This window comes from Streptomyces sp. 147326, assembly GCF_045000215.1.
GTDB lineage: Bacteria > Actinomycetota > Actinomycetes > Streptomycetales > Streptomycetaceae > Streptomyces.
Genome location: NZ_CP134201.1, coordinates 6,352,844 through 6,370,834, shown reverse-complemented (window position 1 = coordinate 6,370,834; position 17,991 = coordinate 6,352,844). Strand labels below are relative to the sequence as shown.

Annotated in this window: 16 protein-coding genes; 8 read left to right on the top strand and 8 right to left on the bottom strand. The window is 73.4% G+C overall.

The window, feature by feature from the left end; all coding sequences use genetic code 11:
• Nucleotides 1–56: 56 nt before the first annotated feature.
• From RIU97_RS29180 to RIU97_RS29170, 3 genes are read left to right on the top strand one after another with little or no spacing between them, the layout of a single operon-like run.
• The gene (locus RIU97_RS29180) at nt 57–1,067 is read left to right on the top strand and encodes an AAA family ATPase (protein WP_404960554.1); all 1,011 of its coding nucleotides are present in this window, start codon (nt 57–59) and stop codon (nt 1,065–1,067) included.
• Entirely contained in the window at nt 1,067–2,452 is a 1,386-nt protein-coding gene (locus RIU97_RS29175) for a DUF58 domain-containing protein (RefSeq protein WP_404960553.1), read from the top strand. Before RIU97_RS29180 ends, RIU97_RS29175 begins: the two co-directional genes overlap by 1 nt.
• Nucleotides 2,449–4,869 carry a transglutaminaseTgpA domain-containing protein gene (locus tag RIU97_RS29170; protein ID WP_404960552.1) on the top strand — a complete coding sequence of 807 codons (2,421 nt, stop codon included), beginning with the start codon at nt 2,449–2,451 and terminating at the stop codon, nt 4,867–4,869. The genes RIU97_RS29175 and RIU97_RS29170 overlap by 4 nt, the downstream gene beginning before the upstream one ends.
• A 423-nt stretch (nt 4,870–5,292) precedes the next feature.
• Here RIU97_RS29170 and RIU97_RS29165 read toward each other — a convergent pair whose 3' ends face one another.
• From RIU97_RS29165 to RIU97_RS29155, 3 genes are read right to left on the bottom strand one after another with little or no spacing between them, the layout of a single operon-like run.
• Nucleotides 5,293–5,925, bottom strand: a complete 633-nt coding sequence (locus RIU97_RS29165) for a TetR/AcrR family transcriptional regulator (RefSeq protein WP_361758205.1) — start codon at nt 5,923–5,925, stop codon at nt 5,293–5,295.
• A gap of 29 nt (nt 5,926–5,954) precedes the next feature.
• Entirely contained in the window at nt 5,955–8,048 is a 2,094-nt protein-coding gene (locus RIU97_RS29160; protein WP_404960551.1) for a YhgE/Pip family protein, read from the bottom strand.
• Nucleotides 8,020–9,030 carry an ATP-binding cassette domain-containing protein gene (locus RIU97_RS29155; protein WP_404960550.1) on the bottom strand — a complete coding sequence of 337 codons (1,011 nt, stop codon included), beginning with the start codon at nt 9,028–9,030 and terminating at the stop codon, nt 8,020–8,022. The genes RIU97_RS29160 and RIU97_RS29155 overlap by 29 nt, the downstream gene beginning before the upstream one ends.
• 172 nt (nt 9,031–9,202) lie before the next feature.
• Here RIU97_RS29155 and RIU97_RS29150 point away from each other — a divergent pair, with 172 nt between their 5' ends.
• The 5 genes from RIU97_RS29150 to RIU97_RS29130 all read left to right on the top strand — a co-directional run bounded on the left by RIU97_RS29150 (nt 9,203) and on the right by RIU97_RS29130 (nt 13,453).
• Nucleotides 9,203–9,694, top strand: coding sequence for an SAV_6107 family HEPN domain-containing protein (locus RIU97_RS29150; protein WP_404960549.1), 492 nt, complete (start codon nt 9,203–9,205; stop codon nt 9,692–9,694).
• A gap of 93 nt (nt 9,695–9,787) precedes the next feature.
• Nucleotides 9,788–10,546 carry a class I SAM-dependent methyltransferase gene (locus RIU97_RS29145; protein ID WP_404960548.1) on the top strand — a complete coding sequence of 253 codons (759 nt, stop codon included), beginning with the start codon at nt 9,788–9,790 and terminating at the stop codon, nt 10,544–10,546.
• A gap of 295 nt (nt 10,547–10,841) precedes the next feature.
• Nucleotides 10,842–11,243, top strand: a complete 402-nt coding sequence (locus RIU97_RS29140) for a DUF3040 domain-containing protein (RefSeq protein WP_404960547.1) — start codon at nt 10,842–10,844, stop codon at nt 11,241–11,243.
• Between the two features lie 127 nt (nt 11,244–11,370).
• Nucleotides 11,371–11,997, top strand: coding sequence for a DUF4126 domain-containing protein (locus RIU97_RS29135; protein WP_404960546.1), 627 nt, complete (start codon nt 11,371–11,373; stop codon nt 11,995–11,997).
• 37 nt (nt 11,998–12,034) lie between these two features.
• Complete coding sequence (locus RIU97_RS29130; protein WP_404960544.1) at nt 12,035–13,453, top strand: phytoene desaturase family protein; 1,419 nt, start codon at nt 12,035–12,037, stop codon at nt 13,451–13,453.
• 52 nt (nt 13,454–13,505) lie between these two features.
• Here RIU97_RS29130 and RIU97_RS29125 read toward each other — a convergent pair whose 3' ends face one another.
• The 5 genes from RIU97_RS29125 to RIU97_RS29105 form a co-directional block, all read right to left on the bottom strand.
• Entirely contained in the window at nt 13,506–14,369 is an 864-nt protein-coding gene (locus RIU97_RS29125; RefSeq protein ID WP_404960543.1) for a hypothetical protein, read from the bottom strand.
• Nucleotides 14,370–14,419: 50 nt separating this feature from the next.
• Nucleotides 14,420–15,334, bottom strand: coding sequence for a methylenetetrahydrofolate reductase [NAD(P)H] (gene metF / locus RIU97_RS29120; protein ID WP_404960542.1), 915 nt, complete (start codon nt 15,332–15,334; stop codon nt 14,420–14,422).
• Nucleotides 15,335–15,482: 148 nt separating this feature from the next.
• Nucleotides 15,483–16,118 carry a thiamine phosphate synthase gene (gene thiE, locus RIU97_RS29115; protein WP_404960541.1) on the bottom strand — a complete coding sequence of 212 codons (636 nt, stop codon included), beginning with the start codon at nt 16,116–16,118 and terminating at the stop codon, nt 15,483–15,485.
• 76 nt (nt 16,119–16,194) lie between these two features.
• On the bottom strand, nt 16,195–16,560 hold the full coding sequence (locus RIU97_RS29110) for an Rv2175c family DNA-binding protein (protein ID WP_383575225.1): 366 nt from the start codon (nt 16,558–16,560) through the stop codon (nt 16,195–16,197).
• Between the two features lie 119 nt (nt 16,561–16,679).
• Nucleotides 16,680–17,912, bottom strand: a complete 1,233-nt coding sequence (locus RIU97_RS29105) for an NAD(P)/FAD-dependent oxidoreductase (protein ID WP_404960540.1) — start codon at nt 17,910–17,912, stop codon at nt 16,680–16,682.
• Between the last annotated feature and the right edge of the window lie 79 nt (nt 17,913–17,991).

Genomic DNA, 17,991 nt, shown 5'->3' with positions numbered 1-17,991 from the left:
TGGGCCGGTCATGCGCCAAGGGCGTCGGCCCTGGGAATGGGCCGAGGAGAACCAAGGTGACGACGTATGACGACCGAGCGAGCCTCGCGGATCTGACCAGCACGGCGGAGCGGGTGCGCCAGTCGGTCGAGAGCGTGATCGAGGGCAAGCCCGAGGTCGTACGCCTCGCGCTGACCGTGCTGCTCGCCGAGGGGCACCTGCTGATCGAGGACGTCCCGGGCGTCGGCAAGACGATGCTGGCCAAGACGCTCGCGAAGTCCATCGACTGCTCGGTACAGCGCATCCAGTTCACGCCGGACCTGCTGCCCTCCGACATCACCGGTGTCAGCATCTACGACCAGCAGCGCCGCGAGTTCGAGTTCAAGCCGGGCGCGATCTTCGCGCAGATCGTCATCGGCGACGAGATCAACCGCGCCTCGCCGAAGACCCAGTCCGCGCTGCTGGAGTCGATGGAGGAGCGCCAGGTCACCATCGACGGCACGACCTACACGCTGCCGAGCCCCTTCATGGTCGTGGCCACCCAGAACCCGGTGGAGATGGAGGGCACGTACCCGCTGCCCGAGGCCCAGCGCGACCGCTTCATGGCCCGCGTCTCCGTCGGCTACCCCAGCCCCGAGGCCGAGCTCCAGATGCTCGACGTGCACGGCGGGGTCTCCCCGCTCGACGACCTGACGGCCGTCGCGCACGCCCACGAGATCATCAAGCTCATCGAGGCCGTCCGCGAGGTGTACGTGGCCGAGCCCGTCCGGCGCTACGTCGTCGACCTGGTCGCCGCCACCCGCAGCCACCCGGACCTGCGGCTCGGCGCCTCGCCCCGCGCCACCCTGCACCTGCTGCGCGCCGTGAAGGCCTCCGCGGCGCTCGCCGGCCGGGACTACGTCCTGCCCGACGACGTCCAGGCCCTGGCCGCCCCGGTCCTCGCGCACCGGCTGCTGCCCACCGCGCAGGCCCAGCTGAACCGGCGCACCGCCGAGCAGGTCGTCCACGACATCCTGCAGCGCACCCCCGTCCCGGCCGCGCACGCCCGCGGCGAGATGCCGCCCGGCGCGGGCATCCGGGGCTTCTGATGAGCGCCGGTGCCCCGCGCGGCGCCGGCGGCCCGGGCGGCCCGGGGGAGGGCGGCGGGTTCCGCGCCTCGCTGTCCGGGCTGACCACCCGCGGCCGCTCGTTCGTGGCCGCCGGGATAGCCGCCGCCGCCTGCGCGTACGTCCTGGGCCAGGGCGAACTGCTCCGGGTCGGCCTGCTGCTCGCCGCCCTGCCGCTGATCTGCGTCTACGCCCTGCACCGCACCCGCTACCGGGTCTCCGGCAGCCGCCGGCTGAGCCCGGGACGGGTGCCCGCGGGCGCCGAGGCCCGGGTGCAGCTGCGCATGGACAACGTCTCCCGGCTGCCCACCGGCCTGCTGATGCTCCAGGACCGGGTGCCCTACGTACTGGGCCCGCGCCCCCGCTTCGTCCTGGACCGGGTCGAGCCCGGCGGGCGCCGCGAGGTGTCCTACCGGGTCCGCTCCGACCTGCGCGGCCGCTATCCGCTGGGCCCGCTCCAGCTGCGCCTGACCGACCCCTTCGGACTGGTCGAGCTGACCCGCTCCTTCAGCACCTACGACACCCTCACCGTCATCCCCCGCACCGAGCCCCTGCCGCCGGTCCGGCTGACCGGCGAGTCCAACGGCTACGGCGACGGCAGCCGCCGCTCGCTGGCCCTGGCCGGTGACGACGACGTGATCCCGCGCGGCTACCGGCGCGGCGACGACCTGCGCCGGGTCCACTGGCGCTCCACGGCCCGCTACGGCGAGCTGATGGTCCGCCGCGAGGAACAGCCACAGCGCAGCCGGGCCACCGTCCTGCTGGACACCCGGCGCCTCGCCTTCGACGGCGCGGGCCCCGACTCCGCCTTCGAGTGGGCCGTCTCGGCGGCCGCCTCCAGCCTCGTGCACGTGCTGGAGCAGGGCTTCTCGGTGCGGCTGCTCACGGACACCGGCGACTCGGTGCCCGGCGACGGCGGGGGCGGGTTCTCCTCCGGCGGCCAGGAGTCCGCGGAGGCCGCCGGGCTGATGATGGACACCCTCGCGGTGGTCGGGCACTCCGACGGCGCCGGTCTCTCACGGGCCTACGACGCGGTGCGCGGCGGCGGCGCGGGAAGCTTCGGCGGAGGCGGCGGGGACGGGCTCCTCATCGCCTTCCTCGGCGACCTGGACGACGTACAGACGGAACTGGCGGCCAAGATGCGCCAGCGCACCTCGGGTGCGGTGGCCTTCGTACTGGACTCCGCGGCCTGGGGCGGGCAGCCCGCGCCCGGGCACGCCGTGACCCCGCTGGAGGAGCGGCTGCGCAGGCTGCGCGACGCGGGCTGGACGGCACTGGCCGCCCCGCCCGGGGTGGCCTTCGGCGAGCTGTGGCGACAGGCCGGCACCGCTCGCGTCGGTACGGGGACTTCCGGAGGTCGGGCATGAGCGGGCGGGCGAAACTGACGCTGTTCGCGGCACTGGCGACGCTGCTCACCTCGTGGTCGCTGGCCCCGCTGGTCGAGTCGCAGGCGTGGCTGCTGCACGGGGCGCTGCTGCTGGCCGTCCAGAGCGCGGTGGGGGCCGGGGCCCGGCGGGTGCCGCTGGCGCGGTCGCTGACCGTGGCCGCGCAGCTGCTGGTGTCCCTGCTGCTGCTCGTCTTCCTCTTCGCCGGCAAGGGTGAGTCCCAGGGGAGCGGGCCGCTGGCGTACCTGGTGGACGATTTCGGCTCGCTGTTCGGGCAGGGCGTCCGGGACGTGGGCGAGTACGCGATCCCGGCCCCGCTGACGGACGGCATCCGGCTGCTGCTGGTGTCCGGGATGCTGCTGATCGGGCTGCTCGTGGACACGCTGGCGGTGGCCATGCGGACGGCCGCCGCGGCCGGACTGCCGCTGCTCGCGCTGTACTCGGTGGCCGCGGGCCTGTCGGGCGGCGGGGAGGCCTCCTGGTTCTCCTTCCTGCTGGCGGGCTGCGGGTACCTGCTGATGCTGCTGGCGGAAGGCCGCGACCGGCTCGCCCAGTGGGGCCGGGTCTTCGGCGCGGCCCCGCGCGGACGGGGCGCCGCCGACTCCGGTCTCAGCAGCGGCGCGGGCGGCCAGGCGACGGCCCCGGCGCGGTTCGGACGGCGGATCGGCGCGATGGCCCTGGGCGTGGCCCTGGCGGTGCCGGCGGCGCTGCCCGCGCTCGGCGGCGGACTGCTGGGCGGCGGTCAGGACGGCGGCGACAGCGGCAGCGGTGCGGGCGGGACGATCTCGGCGGTCAACCCGCTGGTCTCCCTGCAGAGCAACCTGAACACGCAGGACAACCGCGTGATCCTCAAGTACCGGACGGAGAACCCGCAGCAGAGCGAGCAGTACCTGCGGATCGTCGCGCTGGACGAGTTCAACGGCGTGAAGTGGGAGGCCTCCGGGCGGGCCCTGAGCGACGTGCCGAAGCAGCTGCCGCCCCCGCCGGGCCTCGGCGACCAGGTCCGCGCGAGCGCGACGGAGGTGGCGACCACCATTTCCGCGGCGGACAGCTACGTCCAGCGCTACCTCCCCATGCCGTATCCGGCGACGTCGGTGGACATCGAGGGGAAGTGGCGCTTCGAGCCGGTCGGCCGGACCCTGGTCGGGGACCAGCTGGGCCGGGACAAGTTCCAGAACGTCCAGGGCGCCCAGTATCTGGTGCGCAGTCTGCTGCTGAAGCCGACGGCGCAGCAGCTGCAGAAGGCCCCGGAGCCGGATCCGGAGATCCGCGCCGAGTACACGAAGGTGCCGGACAGCCTGCCTCCGGTGGTCGCCGACAGGGCCCGCCAGGTGACGCAGGGGACGAAGGACGACTATTCGCGGGCGGTGAAGCTGCAGGACTACTTCGCCGTGAACGGTGGCTTCCGCTACAACACGAGGACGGCCTCGGGCACGGGCCCGCAGGCGGTCGCCCGGTTCCTCGAGGACAAGGAAGGCTTCTGCATCCACTTCGCCTTCTCGATGGCGGCGATGTCCCGCACGCTGGGCATCCCGGCCCGGGTGGCGGTGGGCTTCACGCCCGGTGAGAAGCAGTCGGACGGCAGCGTGAACGTGTCGATGCGGGACGCGCACGCCTGGCCCGAGCTGTACTTCGAGGGCGTGGGCTGGACCCGGTTCGAGCCGACGCCGCGGTCCGGGATCAACGTGCCGGACTACTCACGGCCGCAGGCGCCGGCGGCCCAGCAGCCGTCCGCGCCGGCGCCGCTGCCCTCGCAGAGCGCCGTGCAGCCGTCGGCGGCGCCGTCGGCGTCCGCCGAGTGCCCGCCCGAGCTGAAGAAGCTCGGCGAGTGCGCGGCGCCCGCGGCCGCGCAGGGCCCGACCCGCGGCGACGGGCCGTCGGCGACGACGGTCCTCGGCTGGGTGGCGGCCGTGCTGGCGGTACTGGCCGTGCCGCTGCTGCCGCTGCTGTGGCGGAACCGGCTGCGGGCCCGCCGCCTGGGGACCGGGGAGGTCCTGACGGCGTGGCGGGAACTGGGCGATGCCGCCTGGGACGTGGGCGTGGTGCCCGACGAGGCGCTGTCCCCGCGCCGGGCGGCGGGCCGGGTCGTGGACCTGGGCCGCCTGGATGCGGAGGCCGCGGCAGCGGTCCACCGGGTCGCGGGCGCGGTGGAACGGGCCCTGTACGCGCCGCCGGGCGCGGAGGTCTCGTATCCGGGGCTGGCGGACGACGTCCTGCTGACCCGCACGGGCCTGCTGGCCGCGGTGAGCCGTCCGGCCCGTCTGCGCGCCCTGCTCCTCCCCCGCTCGGCGACCCGCCTGGCCTGGGCAGCGTCGACCCGCTGGTCCGCGCTGACCTCGTCGGTCTCGAGCCGCCTCACAGCCGCCCGCCTCCGCCTCCCCCTCCGGGGCCGCGGCTGACATCCGGGCCTGCGCCCGTCTCCTGGGGCTCCGCCCCGGGGTCCGGGGCGGGGCCCCGGTCTTCGAGGGCAGCCGGGCGGCGCCCAAGAGGAGGCTGCTGAACCCGCGGACGCGAGAACGCGGCGAGGCTCGATCCCCCCGAGCCCCGCCGCGTTCGTACTGCCTCGCCGGTTTCGTGTCCCCCGTCCGGCCACGGTAGGAGGTACCCGGTCCGCTCCGCAGCCCCGTGCCGGCGGTGCGGACCGGGTCTCCTGTCCGTTGCTCCCAGTCTGGCGTCCGCGCAGGTGGGAGCCATCCGCGCACGTACTCATTTCCGCGCCTAGGTACGGATACTCAGCCGTCGCGGCAGGCCCCACCAGTTGTACGGCCTGCCGCGCTCCCGCGGCACCGCCGACTGGGGGGTGGGCGCCGCGCCGGACGGGCTCAGCGGTTGCCGCTGACCCGGCCCCGCAGCAGCAGCGACAGCGCCGAGTGGACGTCGTCGAGGGACCGCTCGCTCTGGAAGGACTGCCAGTCCAGTGCGGCCACCAGCACCATCCCCACCATCGCGGCCGCGGTGAGCGGCACGTCGATCTCGGCGCTCAGCTCACCGCGCTCGACGCCCTCCCGCAGCACCTTCTCCACGACGGCCACCGCCTCCTGCCGGACCACCATCAGCGTGGACTGCCACGCGCGGTTGGTCCGCCACAGTTCGGCGACGTACAGCTGGGTGAAGGCCGGGTAGCGGTCGATGAAGACGAGGCCGGCGCGGATCATCGCGTCGAGCGCCTCGACCCGGCTGCCGCCGCGCGCCTCCGTCTCCTCCGCCGCCGTCCGCAGCGAGACCGTCAGCAGCCCGACCCCGTGCCGCAGCAGCTCCTCGAAGAGGTCGTTCTTGCTCGCGAAGTTGTAGTAGACGGTGCCCTTCGCGACGCCCGCCCGCTCGGCGATCTCATCGACCGTGGTCGCGGAGAACCCCTGCTCCGCGATGAGGGTCACGGCCGCTTCGTAGAGCTTCTGCCGGGTGGCCTGCCGACGGCTCCCGCCGGTACCCGTACCGGTGCTGCTGCTGTCCATGGCGCTGATTGTCACAGGTCAACACGTCCCTACAGGCTCAGTTCCGGGTGCAGTCGGTCCATGGTCCACACCTGCTTGCCGCGGGCGGCGAGCGAGGTCAGGGCGAGGGCTCCGACCGTGAAGGCCGTCAGGACCGCGAAGCCCTGCCACACCGGGCCGAGGTCGCCGCCGGTGATGAGGCGGCGCAGGCTCTCGACCACGTAGGACATCGGCAGGTAGGGGTGGACGGCGTTGAAGAAGTCCGGGCTGGTCTGCACGGGGTAGGTGCCGCCCGCCGAGGTCAGCTGGACCATCAGGACCGCGAGGACGAGGATCCGCCCGGCCGCGCCGAACTTGGCGTTGAGCCACTGGATGATCGCCGCGAAGCAGGCGGTGACCAGCAGCAGGAAGGCGATGGTGAGGGCCGGGTAGGCCATCTTCAGGCCGAGGTCCGGGGCCCAGTGGAGCACGGACATCAGCAGGGCGACCTGGGCGGCGCCGATCCCCACGACGGGCAGCCAGCCGGCGAGGGCGATCCGCCAGGGCGAGGCGCCCGCGGACAGGGCCCGCCGGTTCATGGGCGCGATCAGCATGTAGGCGACCATCGCGCCGACCCAGAGGGAGAGCGGGATGAAGTAGGGCGCGAAGCCGGTGCCGTAGTTGGGCGCCTTGTGCAGGGACTGGTTGGCGAGCCTGATCGGGTCGGCCATGACCTCGGTGCGGGCGTCGCGCTGCTGCTGGTCGTAGTCGGGGATCTTCCCCGCGCCGTCGTGCAGGCCGCCGGCGAGCTCGCCGGTGCCGTCGACGAGCTTGTACATGCCGCCGTCGAGGCGGTGGGCGCCGTCGCCGAGCTTGCCGACGCCGTCGCTGAGCTTGCCGGATCCGGTGGTGGCGGAGCCGAGGCCGGTGTGCAGCTGGGCCATGCCGGTGGCGACCTTGTGGGCGCCGGTGTTGAGGGCGTTGACCTTGGCCACGGCCGTGTCGAGGTCGCTCGCGAGGTGGGGGGCCTTGTCGGCGAGCTCGCGGGCCTTGTTCTCCAGGTCGGTCAGCTGGGTGCGGAGCTTGGTCACGTCCCCGTTCGCGTTCTTGGCCAGGGTGCTGACGTCACCGGTGAGTTCGGCGGCCTCGGCCGTGTCGTCCCTGACCTTCTTCAGGTCGGGGCAGGAGGCGAGGTGCGGTTCGCCGCCGGGGGTGACGCAGTGCTTGGTGTAATAGGCGTCGGCGCCGGTGGAGGCCCGCTTGGCGACGGCCGCGGCGGCCGGGGCCTTCTCGGCGAACTTGTCGAGGTGGTTCTTGACCACCTTCGCGCTGTCGGCGACCAGCTCGGCGGTGTCCGCCAGGTTCTTGGGGTCCTTGACGAAGGGGCGGGCCTTGTCGGCCGCGCCGTTGACCTTGTCGGCGACGGCCTGGGTGCCGTTCGCGACGTCCCGCGTGCCGGTCTCCAGCTTGGCGGCGGCCGAGTTGAGCTTCTGCAGGCCGCTGTTGAGCTCGCCGCTCTTCTCCTCGGCGGTGTCCAGGCCGTCGGCGAGCTCCTTGGCGCCCTCCTGGGCCTTGCCCGCCCCGTCCTTGAGCTTGTCGGCGCCGTCGGCGGCCTCGGCGGTCTTGTCGTGCAGGTCGGAGAAACTGACGAAGATCTTGTCGAGGAAACCGCGGGAGGCGTTGGTGGACGCCGCCGAGCGGACCTCGGAGAAGACGGAGCGCGAGATCGAGCCGACGACGTAGTTGTTGGAGTCGTTGGTGCGGACGTGCAGGGCGCCGGTGGCGGGGTCCTCGCCCGCGCTGGAGGCGATCTTCGCGCTGAAGTCCTCGGGCATGGTCAGGGTCAGGTAGTACGTCCCGTTCTCCAGGCCCTTGGCCGCCTCCTTGGGGCTGACCTCGCGCCAGTCGAAGGTCTTGCTGTCGCGGAGCTTCTTGGTGAGCTCACCGCCCGCGTCCAGGTGCTTGCCGTCGACGGTCGCGCCCCGGTCGGAGTTGACGAGGGCGACGGGCACCTTGTCGAGGTTGTGGTACGGGTCCCAGAAGGACCAGAGGTACAGGGCTCCGTAGAGCAGCGGGAGCAGGAGCAGCGCGACGAGAGCGGCCCGGGGCAGCTTCCCCCGCCCGAACCGCTTCATCTCAAGCGCGGCCAGCTTCGGAGAGCGCATCGTCCTCCCCCTTCGTGTCGTCGTTCTCGGTGTCGGTGTCGGTGTCGCGGTCGCCGTCGCCGTCGCCGTCGCCGTCAGTGTCGCTGTCGTTCTCAGCGGCGGCCTCGGTGTCCGGGCCGGCGTCCACATCGGCGTCGGCAGCCGCATCCGCGTCGGGGGCGCTCTTCGCGGAGCTTCCCCAGGTGATCTTCCGGTCGGCGGCCTGCGGTGCGGTGCCGGGCGCCTCAGGCGCGTCCGGTGCGTCCGGTGCGTCCGGTGCGTCCGGTGCGTCCGGTGCGTCCGGCTCCTTCGGGCTGGTCCGCAGGGCCACCGCGTCGGCCGGCGCCTCGCTGCACACCGCAAGGACGGTGGTCCCGCGGGCGGCGATCGAGCGGAGCAGGGCCCAGGCCTCGGTGCGCTCGGTGTCCGAGAGCTTGAGGTCGAGGTCGTCGAGGGCCAGCAGCCGCGGGGAGCCCAGCAGGGCGATGGCGACGGACAGCCGTACGGCCTCCAGGCGTTCCAGGTCCCGTACGGAGGTGCGCGCGCCCTTGGGCAGCGTGTCGAGGTCCAGTCCGGCGGCGGCCAGGACCTCGTCGATCCGGGCCGCGGCGCGGGCGCGGCGCTCGGCGCGGGGGCGCAGCAGGGCGCGGACCGGGCCGTCGTAGCGGCGGTGGAGCAGGGCGCCTTCGCGCAGCTGTTCGGCGACGGTGAGGGCCTGGTCGAGGTCGTTGACCCCGGGGACGTGTCCGAGGGCGGCGATCCGGCGGACGGCGGCCATCCGCTTCGGCAGCCGGTGCCCGTCGATCTCGGCGTGACCCTGGGTGGCCTTCATCCGTCCGGTGAGGGCCAGGAGCAGGCAGGTCCGGCCGCTGCCGGAGGGGCCTTCGACCGCGATGAGCGAGCCGGGCGCCGCGTCGATGCCGACTCCTCGGAACACCCAGCCGCGCGGGCCCTTGAGTCCGAAGTCCTCGGCCTTGACGGCCGCGCCGTGCGGGCTGTCCACGCCGTCCCCCTTCTTTTTGAACTGACCGGTCAGTTCAAAAACTACCATCCTCTTCCGCACCAGGTGCGCAGGAGAGGGTAGTTGTGTGGATTACGACCGTAAAAGTGCAGGTCAGGGCGATTGTCAGTGGGGCAGGTCACGATGGAGGCAACGCATCGACAGGAGGTTCGTCATGGCCACACCGTCCCCGTCCCCTGTCCACCCCGTCCTGCGCAAGTCGGCGGCCGACCCGGCCGCGCTCGACCTGCTCGCCAAGGCCCGCAGCGGCCTGGCCGAGGCGGCCCTGCTGGCCCGGCCCAACGAGCGGTACGCCACCGCCCACCTCGCCGCCCTGCGCACCGCCGCGGCCGTGCTCGCCGCGCGCGGCCGGCCCGAGCCGGTGAACCCGCGGCGGCGGCCCCGGATCCGCAGCGCGTGGGAGCTGCTGCCCGAGCTGGCGCCGGAGCTCGCCGAGTGGAGCGCGCTCTTCGCCTCGGGCGCGGCCCGCCGGGCCAGGGCCGAGGCGGGCATAGCGGACGCGGCGAGCGGCCGGGAGGCGGACGATCTGATGCGGGCCGCCTCGATGTTCCTGCGCCTGGTGGAGCGGATGCTCGCCGTCCGTGCGCCCGCTCCGAACGCGCAGCAGGCCCTGCCGCAGCCGCGCCCGGAGCGTCCGGACGCGTGATGAGCTGCCCGGCTGCGGAAGGCCATAAGGTAGACCGGGGTGGGGCACGGACCGCTCTCACCCCTTCCCTACCGCGCCGAGGAGCCATCAGCCGTGTCGGACACTTCCCGCCCCCGTGCCTCCCTTCGCACCGCCGTGGTGTGGGAGGTCCTCAAGGAGGCGCTCGACCGCCGGGTGAAGGCGACCGGGCGGGACGTGCTGGACGTGCTCGACACCGGTGGCGGCACCGGCAAGTTCGCCGTGCCGGTGGCCCGTCTGGGCCACCGGGTCACCGTGGTCGACCCCAGCCCGAACGCGCTGTTCGGGCTGGAGCGCCGGGTGTCCGAGGCCGGCGTCGCCGACCTGGTCCGTGGCGTCCAGGGCGATGCCCAGGGCCTGTTGGACGTGGTCGAGCGGGACGCGTACGACGTGGTGCTCTGCCACGGCGTGCTGGAGTACGTGGACGACCCTGCCGAGGGCGTGGCCAACGCGGTCGCGGCGCTGCGCCCCGGCGGCACGCTCAGCCTGCTGGCCGCCGGCCTCGGCGGGGCCGTGCTCGCCCGCGCCCTGGCCGGGCACTTCACGGAGGCCCGTACCGCCCTGACCGACCCGGCCGGCCGCTGGGGCTCCGGCGACCCGGTGCCGCGGCGCTTCACCGCGGAACAGCTCTCCGAGCTCGTCGGCGGGTCCGGCCTGGCCGTGGGCGCGGTCCACGGCGTGCGGATCTTCGCCGACCTCGTTCCGGGGGTCCTGGTGGACACCGAGCCGGGCGCGGTGGAGGCGCTGCTGCGTCTGGAGGAGGCCGCGGCGGAGCTGCCCGCCTTCCACGCGGTCGCGACGCAACTGCACGTGCTCGGCGAGAAGCAGGCCTGAACTGCGATCTTCGGCGGACGGAGTCGGGCGCACACCCTACGAACCGGCGGTCGGCCACGTATGATCGAGTGCAGTGACCGGCATGGTGGACGGACCATTGGGGAATAAGGGCCTCAGTGACCGCTCCCGCGGCGGTACGGTTTTCGAGCAGCGCTTTTACCGGCTGTGTCTTTACTGGGCTGTGTCTTTTTGTAACGTGGCGTAGAGGGCGGGTGTCACGGGGGCGATTCCCCGCCTATCCTGAAGGGGACCCCTGGTCGCTACCCCCCGCGACCGACGGATGAGGAGGACTCCCGTGCCGCTCTCGGAGCACGAGCAGCGAATGCTCGAGCAGATGGAGCGAGCGCTGTACGCCGAAGATCCCAAGTTCGCGACAGCGCTTGAGGGAAGCGGACTGCGTACGTACACCCGGCGACGGGTCTACACGGCAGTCGCAGGCATCGTGGCGGGTATCGCGCTCCTCATGACCGGTGTGATCATTCCGAACGTGCTCTGGATCAGCGTGGTGGGATTCCTCGTCATGCTGGGATGTACGGTCCTGGTGGTCACCGGTTGGCGCAAGGCACCCAAGCCTGGCGAGCAGCCCGTCTCCGGCAGTGCAGGCGGTTCGGCCCATGGCCGGAACCGGCAGCGTCGGTCGATGATGACCCGCATCGAGGAACGGTGGCAGCGCCGCCGTGACGAGCAGGGGCAGTAGCCCCCGAACAGTGTGAGTGAGGGGACGGCCGCCGCCGGGCGACCGTCCCCTCACTGTTCTGTCCCGGTTCTGTCTCCGTGTCCGCGTTCTGTCCGTCGCATCGGCGCCCGTGCGACATGATGATCCAATGAGTGTGCTCCCCCTGGTCTTCACCAGCGGCTGGGCCAGCGGGATCAACGCCTACGCCGTGGTCCTCCTGCTCGGCATCTTCGGCCGGACCGGCCTGAGCGACGAGGTCCCCGCGTCCTTGCAGCGCACGGACGTGCTGATCGTCGCCGCGGCGCTGTTCCTCTGCGAGGCGGTCGCCGACAAGATTCCATACGTCGACTCGATATGGGACACCGTCCACACCGTGATCCGCCCGCTCGCCGGAGCGGTGATCGGTGCGCTGCTGGCCGGCCAGAGCGGCTCGCTGTCCGACATCGCAGCCGGCGCCATCGGCGGCTCCACGGCGCTGGCCAGCCATTTCGTCAAAGCCGGCACCCGGATGGCGATCAACACCTCGCCCGAGCCGTTCACCAACGTGGGCATGAGCATCGCCGAGGACCTCGGCGTGGCCGGTCTCGTCACCTTCGCGATGTTCAACCCGCAGGCCGCCGCCGTCATCGCGGCCGTCCTGCTGGCCGCCGGACTGGCGATACTCGTCTTCCTCTGGAGCCGGATCCGCCGCTTCCTGCGCCGCCGTGCCCAGCGCCGCGAGGAGAAGCGGCTGGCCGCCGAGGCCCGGGAGGCCACCGGGGCCCCACCCCTCTGACCGCGACCGGCCCGAGGGGGTCGATAGGCTCGGCCGCATGGCACGAATTGCGGTGATCGGCGCCGGCATGGGCGCGATGGCGACGGCGGCCCGGCTGGCCGTGGCAGGGCATCAGGTGGCGGTGTACGAGCGCGGGGCGACCTACGGCGGCGCCGTCGGCCGGTACGAGCGCGAGGGCTTCGCCTTCGACACCGGGCCCGGACTGCTGCACCTGCCCGCCGTCTACCGCGACCTGTTCGTGAAGACCGGCAAGCGGTCGCTGGAGGACTGCGTCGACCTGGTCCAGGTGGACCCCGCCGTCCGGCACGTCCTCCCCCACCACGGCATCGACGTCACCCTGCCGGGCGCCTCGCACGGCGGGGTCGCCGCCGCCCTCGGCGCCGGCTTCGGCCAGGGCGCGGGCGAACGCTGGAACGCCCTGCTGGGCCGCGCCCGGGACGCCTGGGACGCCACCCGCCGCCCGCTGCTGGAGGAGCCGCTGCACGACGGGGCCCGGCAGGCGCTGGGCGGCGACCCGTACCCGGCCCTGCGCCGCAGCGGCCTGTTCCGCCGCCGGCCGCCGACCCTCGCCGAGGTGGCCGACCGGGAGCTGGGCGGCGCTCTCGCCGAGCTGCTGACCGGCCTCGTGCGCACCTACGGGATCGACCCCGCCACCGCGCCCGGTTCGGCCACCGTGCTCCCGTACATGGAGCAGACCTTCGGCAGCTGGTACGTGCGCGGCGGGATGCGAGCCCTGGCCACCGCCGTGTACGAGCGCTGCCTGGAGCGGAAGGTCGTCTTCACGTTCGGGGCGGAGGTGCGCGAGGTCCTGGTCCGTGACGGCCGCGCGGCCGGGCTGCTGCTGGCCGACGGCAGTGAGGTGGCCGCCGACCACGTGGTCTGCGCGATCGACCCCCGGCAGCTGCCCGCCGGCTCGCTGCGGTGGCCGGCGGACGCGGTGCCCGCCCGCGGTGCGGACGTGCCCGGCCGGATCACGCTGCTGCTCGCGCTGCGCGGCGCGCGCCCCGGTACGGCCGTCCACCGCACCCTGGTGCACGCCCCGGGGGCGCAGGTCACCGTGTTGCGCCCGGACGACCCCGCCACCCGGCCCGACGCGGAGCACGAGGCGGTCACCGTGAGCGCCGTGTACGGGCCCGGGACCCGGGAGCCCGCGGAGCTGCTGAACCTCGCGGAGAAGGCCGTCCAGGGGCTGCGGGAGCGGCTGTTGTGGCAGGAGGTGCGCACCCCGGCCGATGTCGAGGCGGCGACCGGTGCGCAGGGGGGCGCGGTGCCGCCGCCCGCCCTCGCCGGGGCCGGCGGCCGGCTGCTCCACCCGGCCAACACCACGGCCGTGCCCGGGCTCTACCTGGCGGGCGGCTGGGCCCACCCCGGCGGCGGGCTGCCGCACGCCGGGATGACCGGGGCCCTGGTGGCCGGGCTGATCGTGGAGGGCGCGGAGTTCCGCGGCTCGCAGTGACCGCTGGCCGCAGGGGTGGGCGGACCGGTCCGCGGACCGGTCCGCGCGGCGGTCAGTAGCGGTACTGCTCGTACTCGCCGGGCTGGGAGTACGGGTACTGCTGCGGCGGCTCGGCCTGCTCCTCCGCCGGGTAGGGCTGGCCGCCCCCGTCGGTGGAGCGCTGCTGGGGGACCCAGACCCCGCCGGGCGGGGTGTCCGTGGAGTACTGCTGCTGCCCGTAGTCGGCGTACGCGGTGTAGTCGTACGGCTGGGCCGGGGCGACCCCGCCGCCGGTGCCGATGTACGGGTCCGAGTAGGCGGCGTAGACCTGCTGCTGGCCACCCGTCGGGTAGCCGCCGGAGTAGTCGTACCCGCCGCCCTGGTTCTGCGGGTCGTAGTAGGCCGCGTACTGGTGGGCGTCCTGCTCCGCGGTGGTGAACGGTGAGGCGAAGGCCGCCGTCTGGGCGGCCTCGGGGGCCGGTGCGAAGCTCTGTATCCCGTAGGACCCGGTCTCCTCGGGCACCGGCTGCGGGCTGTAGACCTCTTCGGCCGCGGCCTGGAACGGGCGCTCGTTCGCCGCTCCGTCCGCGTCCTCGTAGTTGAGCGCGGTGACCTGGAGCGCCGGCTCCTGCTGCGCCGGGCCGCCGGACCGGCGCCGTCTGGACTGCCGTACGGGCTCCCCGCCGCGGCGCAGCGCCCAGCCGGCGACGAAGCCCTTGCGGAAGGAGAGCGTCACCAGGGTCTGGCCCACGGCGAACGCCGCGGCGCCGGCCCCTATGACCGGAACCGACGGCAGCACCACCCCGGCGACCACGCCGAGGAATCCCGCGAAGGCGAGCAGGCGCCAGCGGAGCCGGGCCTTGTACTGCATCAGGACCTCGGCAAGCAGCCACAGCGCGACGAAACCGAACGCGATGTAGAGGACCGTCATTCCCATGCATGGCCCCTCTCGGTACGGCCGCCGGCGCGGGAACGGGGGGCGGCCGCTCAGGCCCGCTGGTGCAGGCCCAGGTTCTCGTAGATTTCGAGAGTCGCCGTGGAATTGTTCAGCGTGATGAAGTGCAGCCCCGGGACACCCTCGGACAGCAGCCGCGCGCAGAACTCCGTGGCGAACTCGATGCCAATGGAGCGTACAGCGGCCGGATCGTCCTTGACGGCGAGCATGCGCTCTTTCACGTCCGCGGGGAAGAGAGCGTTGCTGAGTTGGGGCAGCCGGTCGAGCTGCTTGATCGCCACAACAGGCATGACCTCGGGGATGATCGGGGTCTCGCAGCCCGCCTTCTCGACGCTGTCGCGCAGCCTCAGATAATTCTCCGGATCGAAGAACATCTGGGTGATCGCATAGTCGGCGCCCGCGCGGCACTTGTCCACGAAGTGCCGGATGTCCGTGTCCCAGTCCGTCGAACGCGGGTGCATCTCGGGGAAGGCGGCGACGCCGACGCAGAAGTCTCCGGACTCCTTGACGAGGCGGACCAGGTCGGCGGCGTAGTGCACGCCCTCGGGGTGCGCCACCCACTCGCCCATCGGGTCGCCCGGCGGGTCTCCGCGCACGACGAGCATGTTCCGGATCCCCGCGTCGGCGAACTGCCCGATGACGTTGCGCAGCTCGGCGACCGAGTGGTCCACGGCGGTGAGGTGCGCGACGGGGGTCAGGGTGGTGTCGGCGGCGATCTCCTGGGTGGCCTTGACGGTGCCGCCGCGGGTGGAGCCGCCGGCTCCGTAGGTCACGGACACGAAGCTGGGGGATACCGCCTCGACCCGGCGCAGGGCGTTCCAGAGGTTGCGTTCGCCCTTCTCCGTCTTCGGGGCCCAGAACTCGAAGGAGTACGAGCGCCCGGACGCGAGGAGGTCGCGGACCGTGTGTGCACGGTCCGACCAGGTGGAAGCGGTACCAGAGGCCATGGGGGCAGGTTAGACGCGGCCGCCCGGTCACCGAAGCGCTGTCCGCCTTTTGGACACGTTTTTGGACACTTGGGGGTCCGGCCCTGGTCAAGCGGGGCCTGACACGTTAAAGAGCGGCGCGTCGGCCCTCTGTCCGGGCGGACAGGACTCAGCCGAGCCGGGCGCGCACGCGCTTGGCGAGCTCCGCGGCGGCCGCGCCGGGGTCGGTGGCCTCGGTGAGGGCGCGGACGACCACGACACGGGTGGCGCCGGCGTCCAGCACTTCGTCCAGGTTCGTGCTGTCGACGCCGCCGATGGCGAACCAGGGCCGGTCCTGCTCCAGCGAGGCCGCGTACCGGACGAGCCCCAGGCCGGGGGCGTGGCGGCCGGGCTTGGTGGGGGTGGGCCAGCAGGGGCCGGTGCAGAAGTAGTCCACGCCGGGCTCGGCCACGGCCGCGTCGACCTCGTCCTCCGCGTGGCAGGAGCGGCCGATCAGGACGCGCTCGCCGAGGATGGCACGGGCCGCGGGGACGGGGATGTCGCCCTGGCCGAGGTGGAGGACGTCGGAGCCGATGGCGTGGGCGACGTCGGCGCGGTCGTTCACGGCGAGGAGCTTGCCGTGGCGGCGTGCGACCTCGGCGAACACCTGGAGGTGTTCGAGCTCCTCCCCCGCCTCCATGCCCTTGTCCCGGAGCTGGACGATGTCCACGCCTCCGGCCAGGACGGCGTCGAGGAACTCGGGGAGGTCACCCTGCCGCTTGCGGGCGTCCGTGCAGAGATAGAGCCGGGCGTCGGACAGCTGCATGGGTGAACCCCCCGTGATGGAGGCGGTGTACGGGCGCGGGGCCCGTACACCGCGGTGGAGCGAACTGCGGATCAGGTCAGAGGGCGAGCGCCTGAGCGCGGCGCTTCACCTCCGTGCCGCGATTCTCGCTCAGCGCCTGCACGGGAGTGCCGGGCAGGGTCGGATCCTCGGTGAAGAGCCACTCCAGGATCTCCTCGTCGGTGAAGCGGTCGTCGCGCAGCACGGTCAGCAGACCGACCAGGCCCTTGACGACCTTGTCGCCGTCGATGAAGGGGGCCGGCACCTGCAGGGAGCGGTTCTCGCCCCGGCGTACGGCGATGAGCTGCCCTTCCTTGACCATCTGGCGGACCCGGGTCACCTCGATGTTCAGCATCTCCGCGATGTCGGGGAGGTACAGCCACGAGGGGACAAGGGCATCGATCTTTGCGTCAATCTCGGTCACGGACACAAGCCTGCCATCTCGGCTCCGCCGCCGGTACCTGGGCAGCCCCGTCCGGGTCGCGGCCCGTGCCGGGCCTCCGCCCCGAACCCCACGCCTCGAACGCCGGCGGGGCCGAATCTTCAGGCCGGGGCCGACTTCAGCGGGGTGGCGGGGTCCGCAACCCTGGAGGGGTCCACGGGCACTCCCGCCTCGATGAGCTTGCGGCCCTGTGCCACGTCGCGGGGGCGGCCCACCGCCAGGACCGCGACCAGGGCGCCGCCCCGCAGCCAGCACACCGACCAGGCCGGCCCGGCCGGGTCGCCCCGCCAGAGCAGGGTGTCGGCCCCGCCGTGGTGGCCGGCGTACTGCACGAACCGGCCGAACTGCTCCGACCAGAAGTACGGCACCGGGTCGTACACCTGGGCCGGCTGCCCGGAGCCGGCCCCGGCCAGGATGTTCGCCGCCACCGTCCGCGGCCCCTGGAGCGCGTTGTCCCAGTGGTGCACGAGCAGCCGCTTCCCGTACCGCCCGGAAGGGAAGGAGGCGCAGTCGCCGACCGCGTACACCCCGGGCAGGGAGGTACGCAGGTACGCGTCGGCGGTGACCGAGCCGTCCGGCCCCAGCTCCACACCGGTCCCGGCCAGCCATCCCGTGGCGGGGCGCGCGCCGATGCCCACGACGACCGCGCCGGCCGGCAGCGCGCGCCCGTCCGCGAGCAGGACCCGGCCCTCCTCGATCCCGGCGACCTTCGCGCCGGTGATCAGCCCGGCGCCGGCCTCCTCGTACCAGCGCGCCATCGGCTCGGCGACCTCGGCGGGGAGCGCCCCCGCCAGCACCCGCTCCGCCGCCTCGACCACGGTCACCGCGCAGCCCGCCTCGCGGGCCGCGGTGGCGAACTCGGCGCCGATCCAGCCCGCCCCGACGACCACCGTGGACGGCGCGGCCGCCAGGACCGGGCGCAGCCGCGCCGCGTCGTCCAGCGTGCGCAGCAGGTGGACGCCAGGGACGCCCTCGGTGCCGGGAAGGGTCAGCGGCTCGGCACCGGTCGCCAGTACGAGGACCTCGTACGGGACCGGGCCGGCCTCGGTGTCCAGCTCGCGGTCGGCGGCCCGGAGCCCGGTGACCTCCGTCCCGAGCCGCAGCTCGATGCCGAGCCCCTCGAAGTCCACGTCGAAGGCGGAGTCCTCGGCCTTGCCGAGCAGGACCGCCTTGGACAGCGGGGGCCGGTCGTAGGGCTGGTGGGGTTCGGCTCCCAGCAGGGTCAGGGGGCCGGCGAATCCCTGCTCGCGCAGGGCGACCGCGGTCTGCACGCCGGCCATTCCGGCGCCGACGATCACGACGCCGCGCTGATTGTGTTCCGTCTGCTCGCTCACCCGGCCACCCTAATCATCTGACGCTCCGTCAGGAACAGGTGCCGCCTTACCGGCCGTCCGAGGCCGGGATAGTCTGGCC

Excerpts from the sequence above, each read along its gene's own strand:
- RIU97_RS29135 (WP_404960546.1), top strand. The coding sequence starts at position 11,371 with ATGAGTGTGCTCCCCCTGGTCTTCACCAGCGGCTGGGCCAGCGGGATC.
- RIU97_RS29160 (WP_404960551.1), bottom strand. The coding sequence starts at position 8,048 with ATGCGCTCTCCGAAGCTGGCCGCGCTTGAGATGAAGCGGTTCGGGCGG.
- RIU97_RS29130 (WP_404960544.1), top strand. The coding sequence starts at position 12,035 with ATGGCACGAATTGCGGTGATCGGCGCCGGCATGGGCGCGATGGCGACG.
- RIU97_RS29170 (WP_404960552.1), top strand. The coding sequence starts at position 2,449 with ATGAGCGGGCGGGCGAAACTGACGCTGTTCGCGGCACTGGCGACGCTG.
- RIU97_RS29125 (WP_404960543.1), bottom strand. The coding sequence starts at position 14,369 with ATGGGAATGACGGTCCTCTACATCGCGTTCGGTTTCGTCGCGCTGTGG.
- metF (WP_404960542.1), bottom strand. The coding sequence starts at position 15,334 with ATGGCCTCTGGTACCGCTTCCACCTGGTCGGACCGTGCACACACGGTC.
- thiE (WP_404960541.1), bottom strand. The coding sequence starts at position 16,118 with ATGCAGCTGTCCGACGCCCGGCTCTATCTCTGCACGGACGCCCGCAAG.
- RIU97_RS29150 (WP_404960549.1), top strand. The coding sequence starts at position 9,203 with ATGGCCACACCGTCCCCGTCCCCTGTCCACCCCGTCCTGCGCAAGTCG.
- RIU97_RS29165 (WP_361758205.1), bottom strand. The coding sequence starts at position 5,925 with ATGGACAGCAGCAGCACCGGTACGGGTACCGGCGGGAGCCGTCGGCAG.
- RIU97_RS29175 (WP_404960553.1), top strand. The coding sequence starts at position 1,067 with ATGAGCGCCGGTGCCCCGCGCGGCGCCGGCGGCCCGGGCGGCCCGGGG.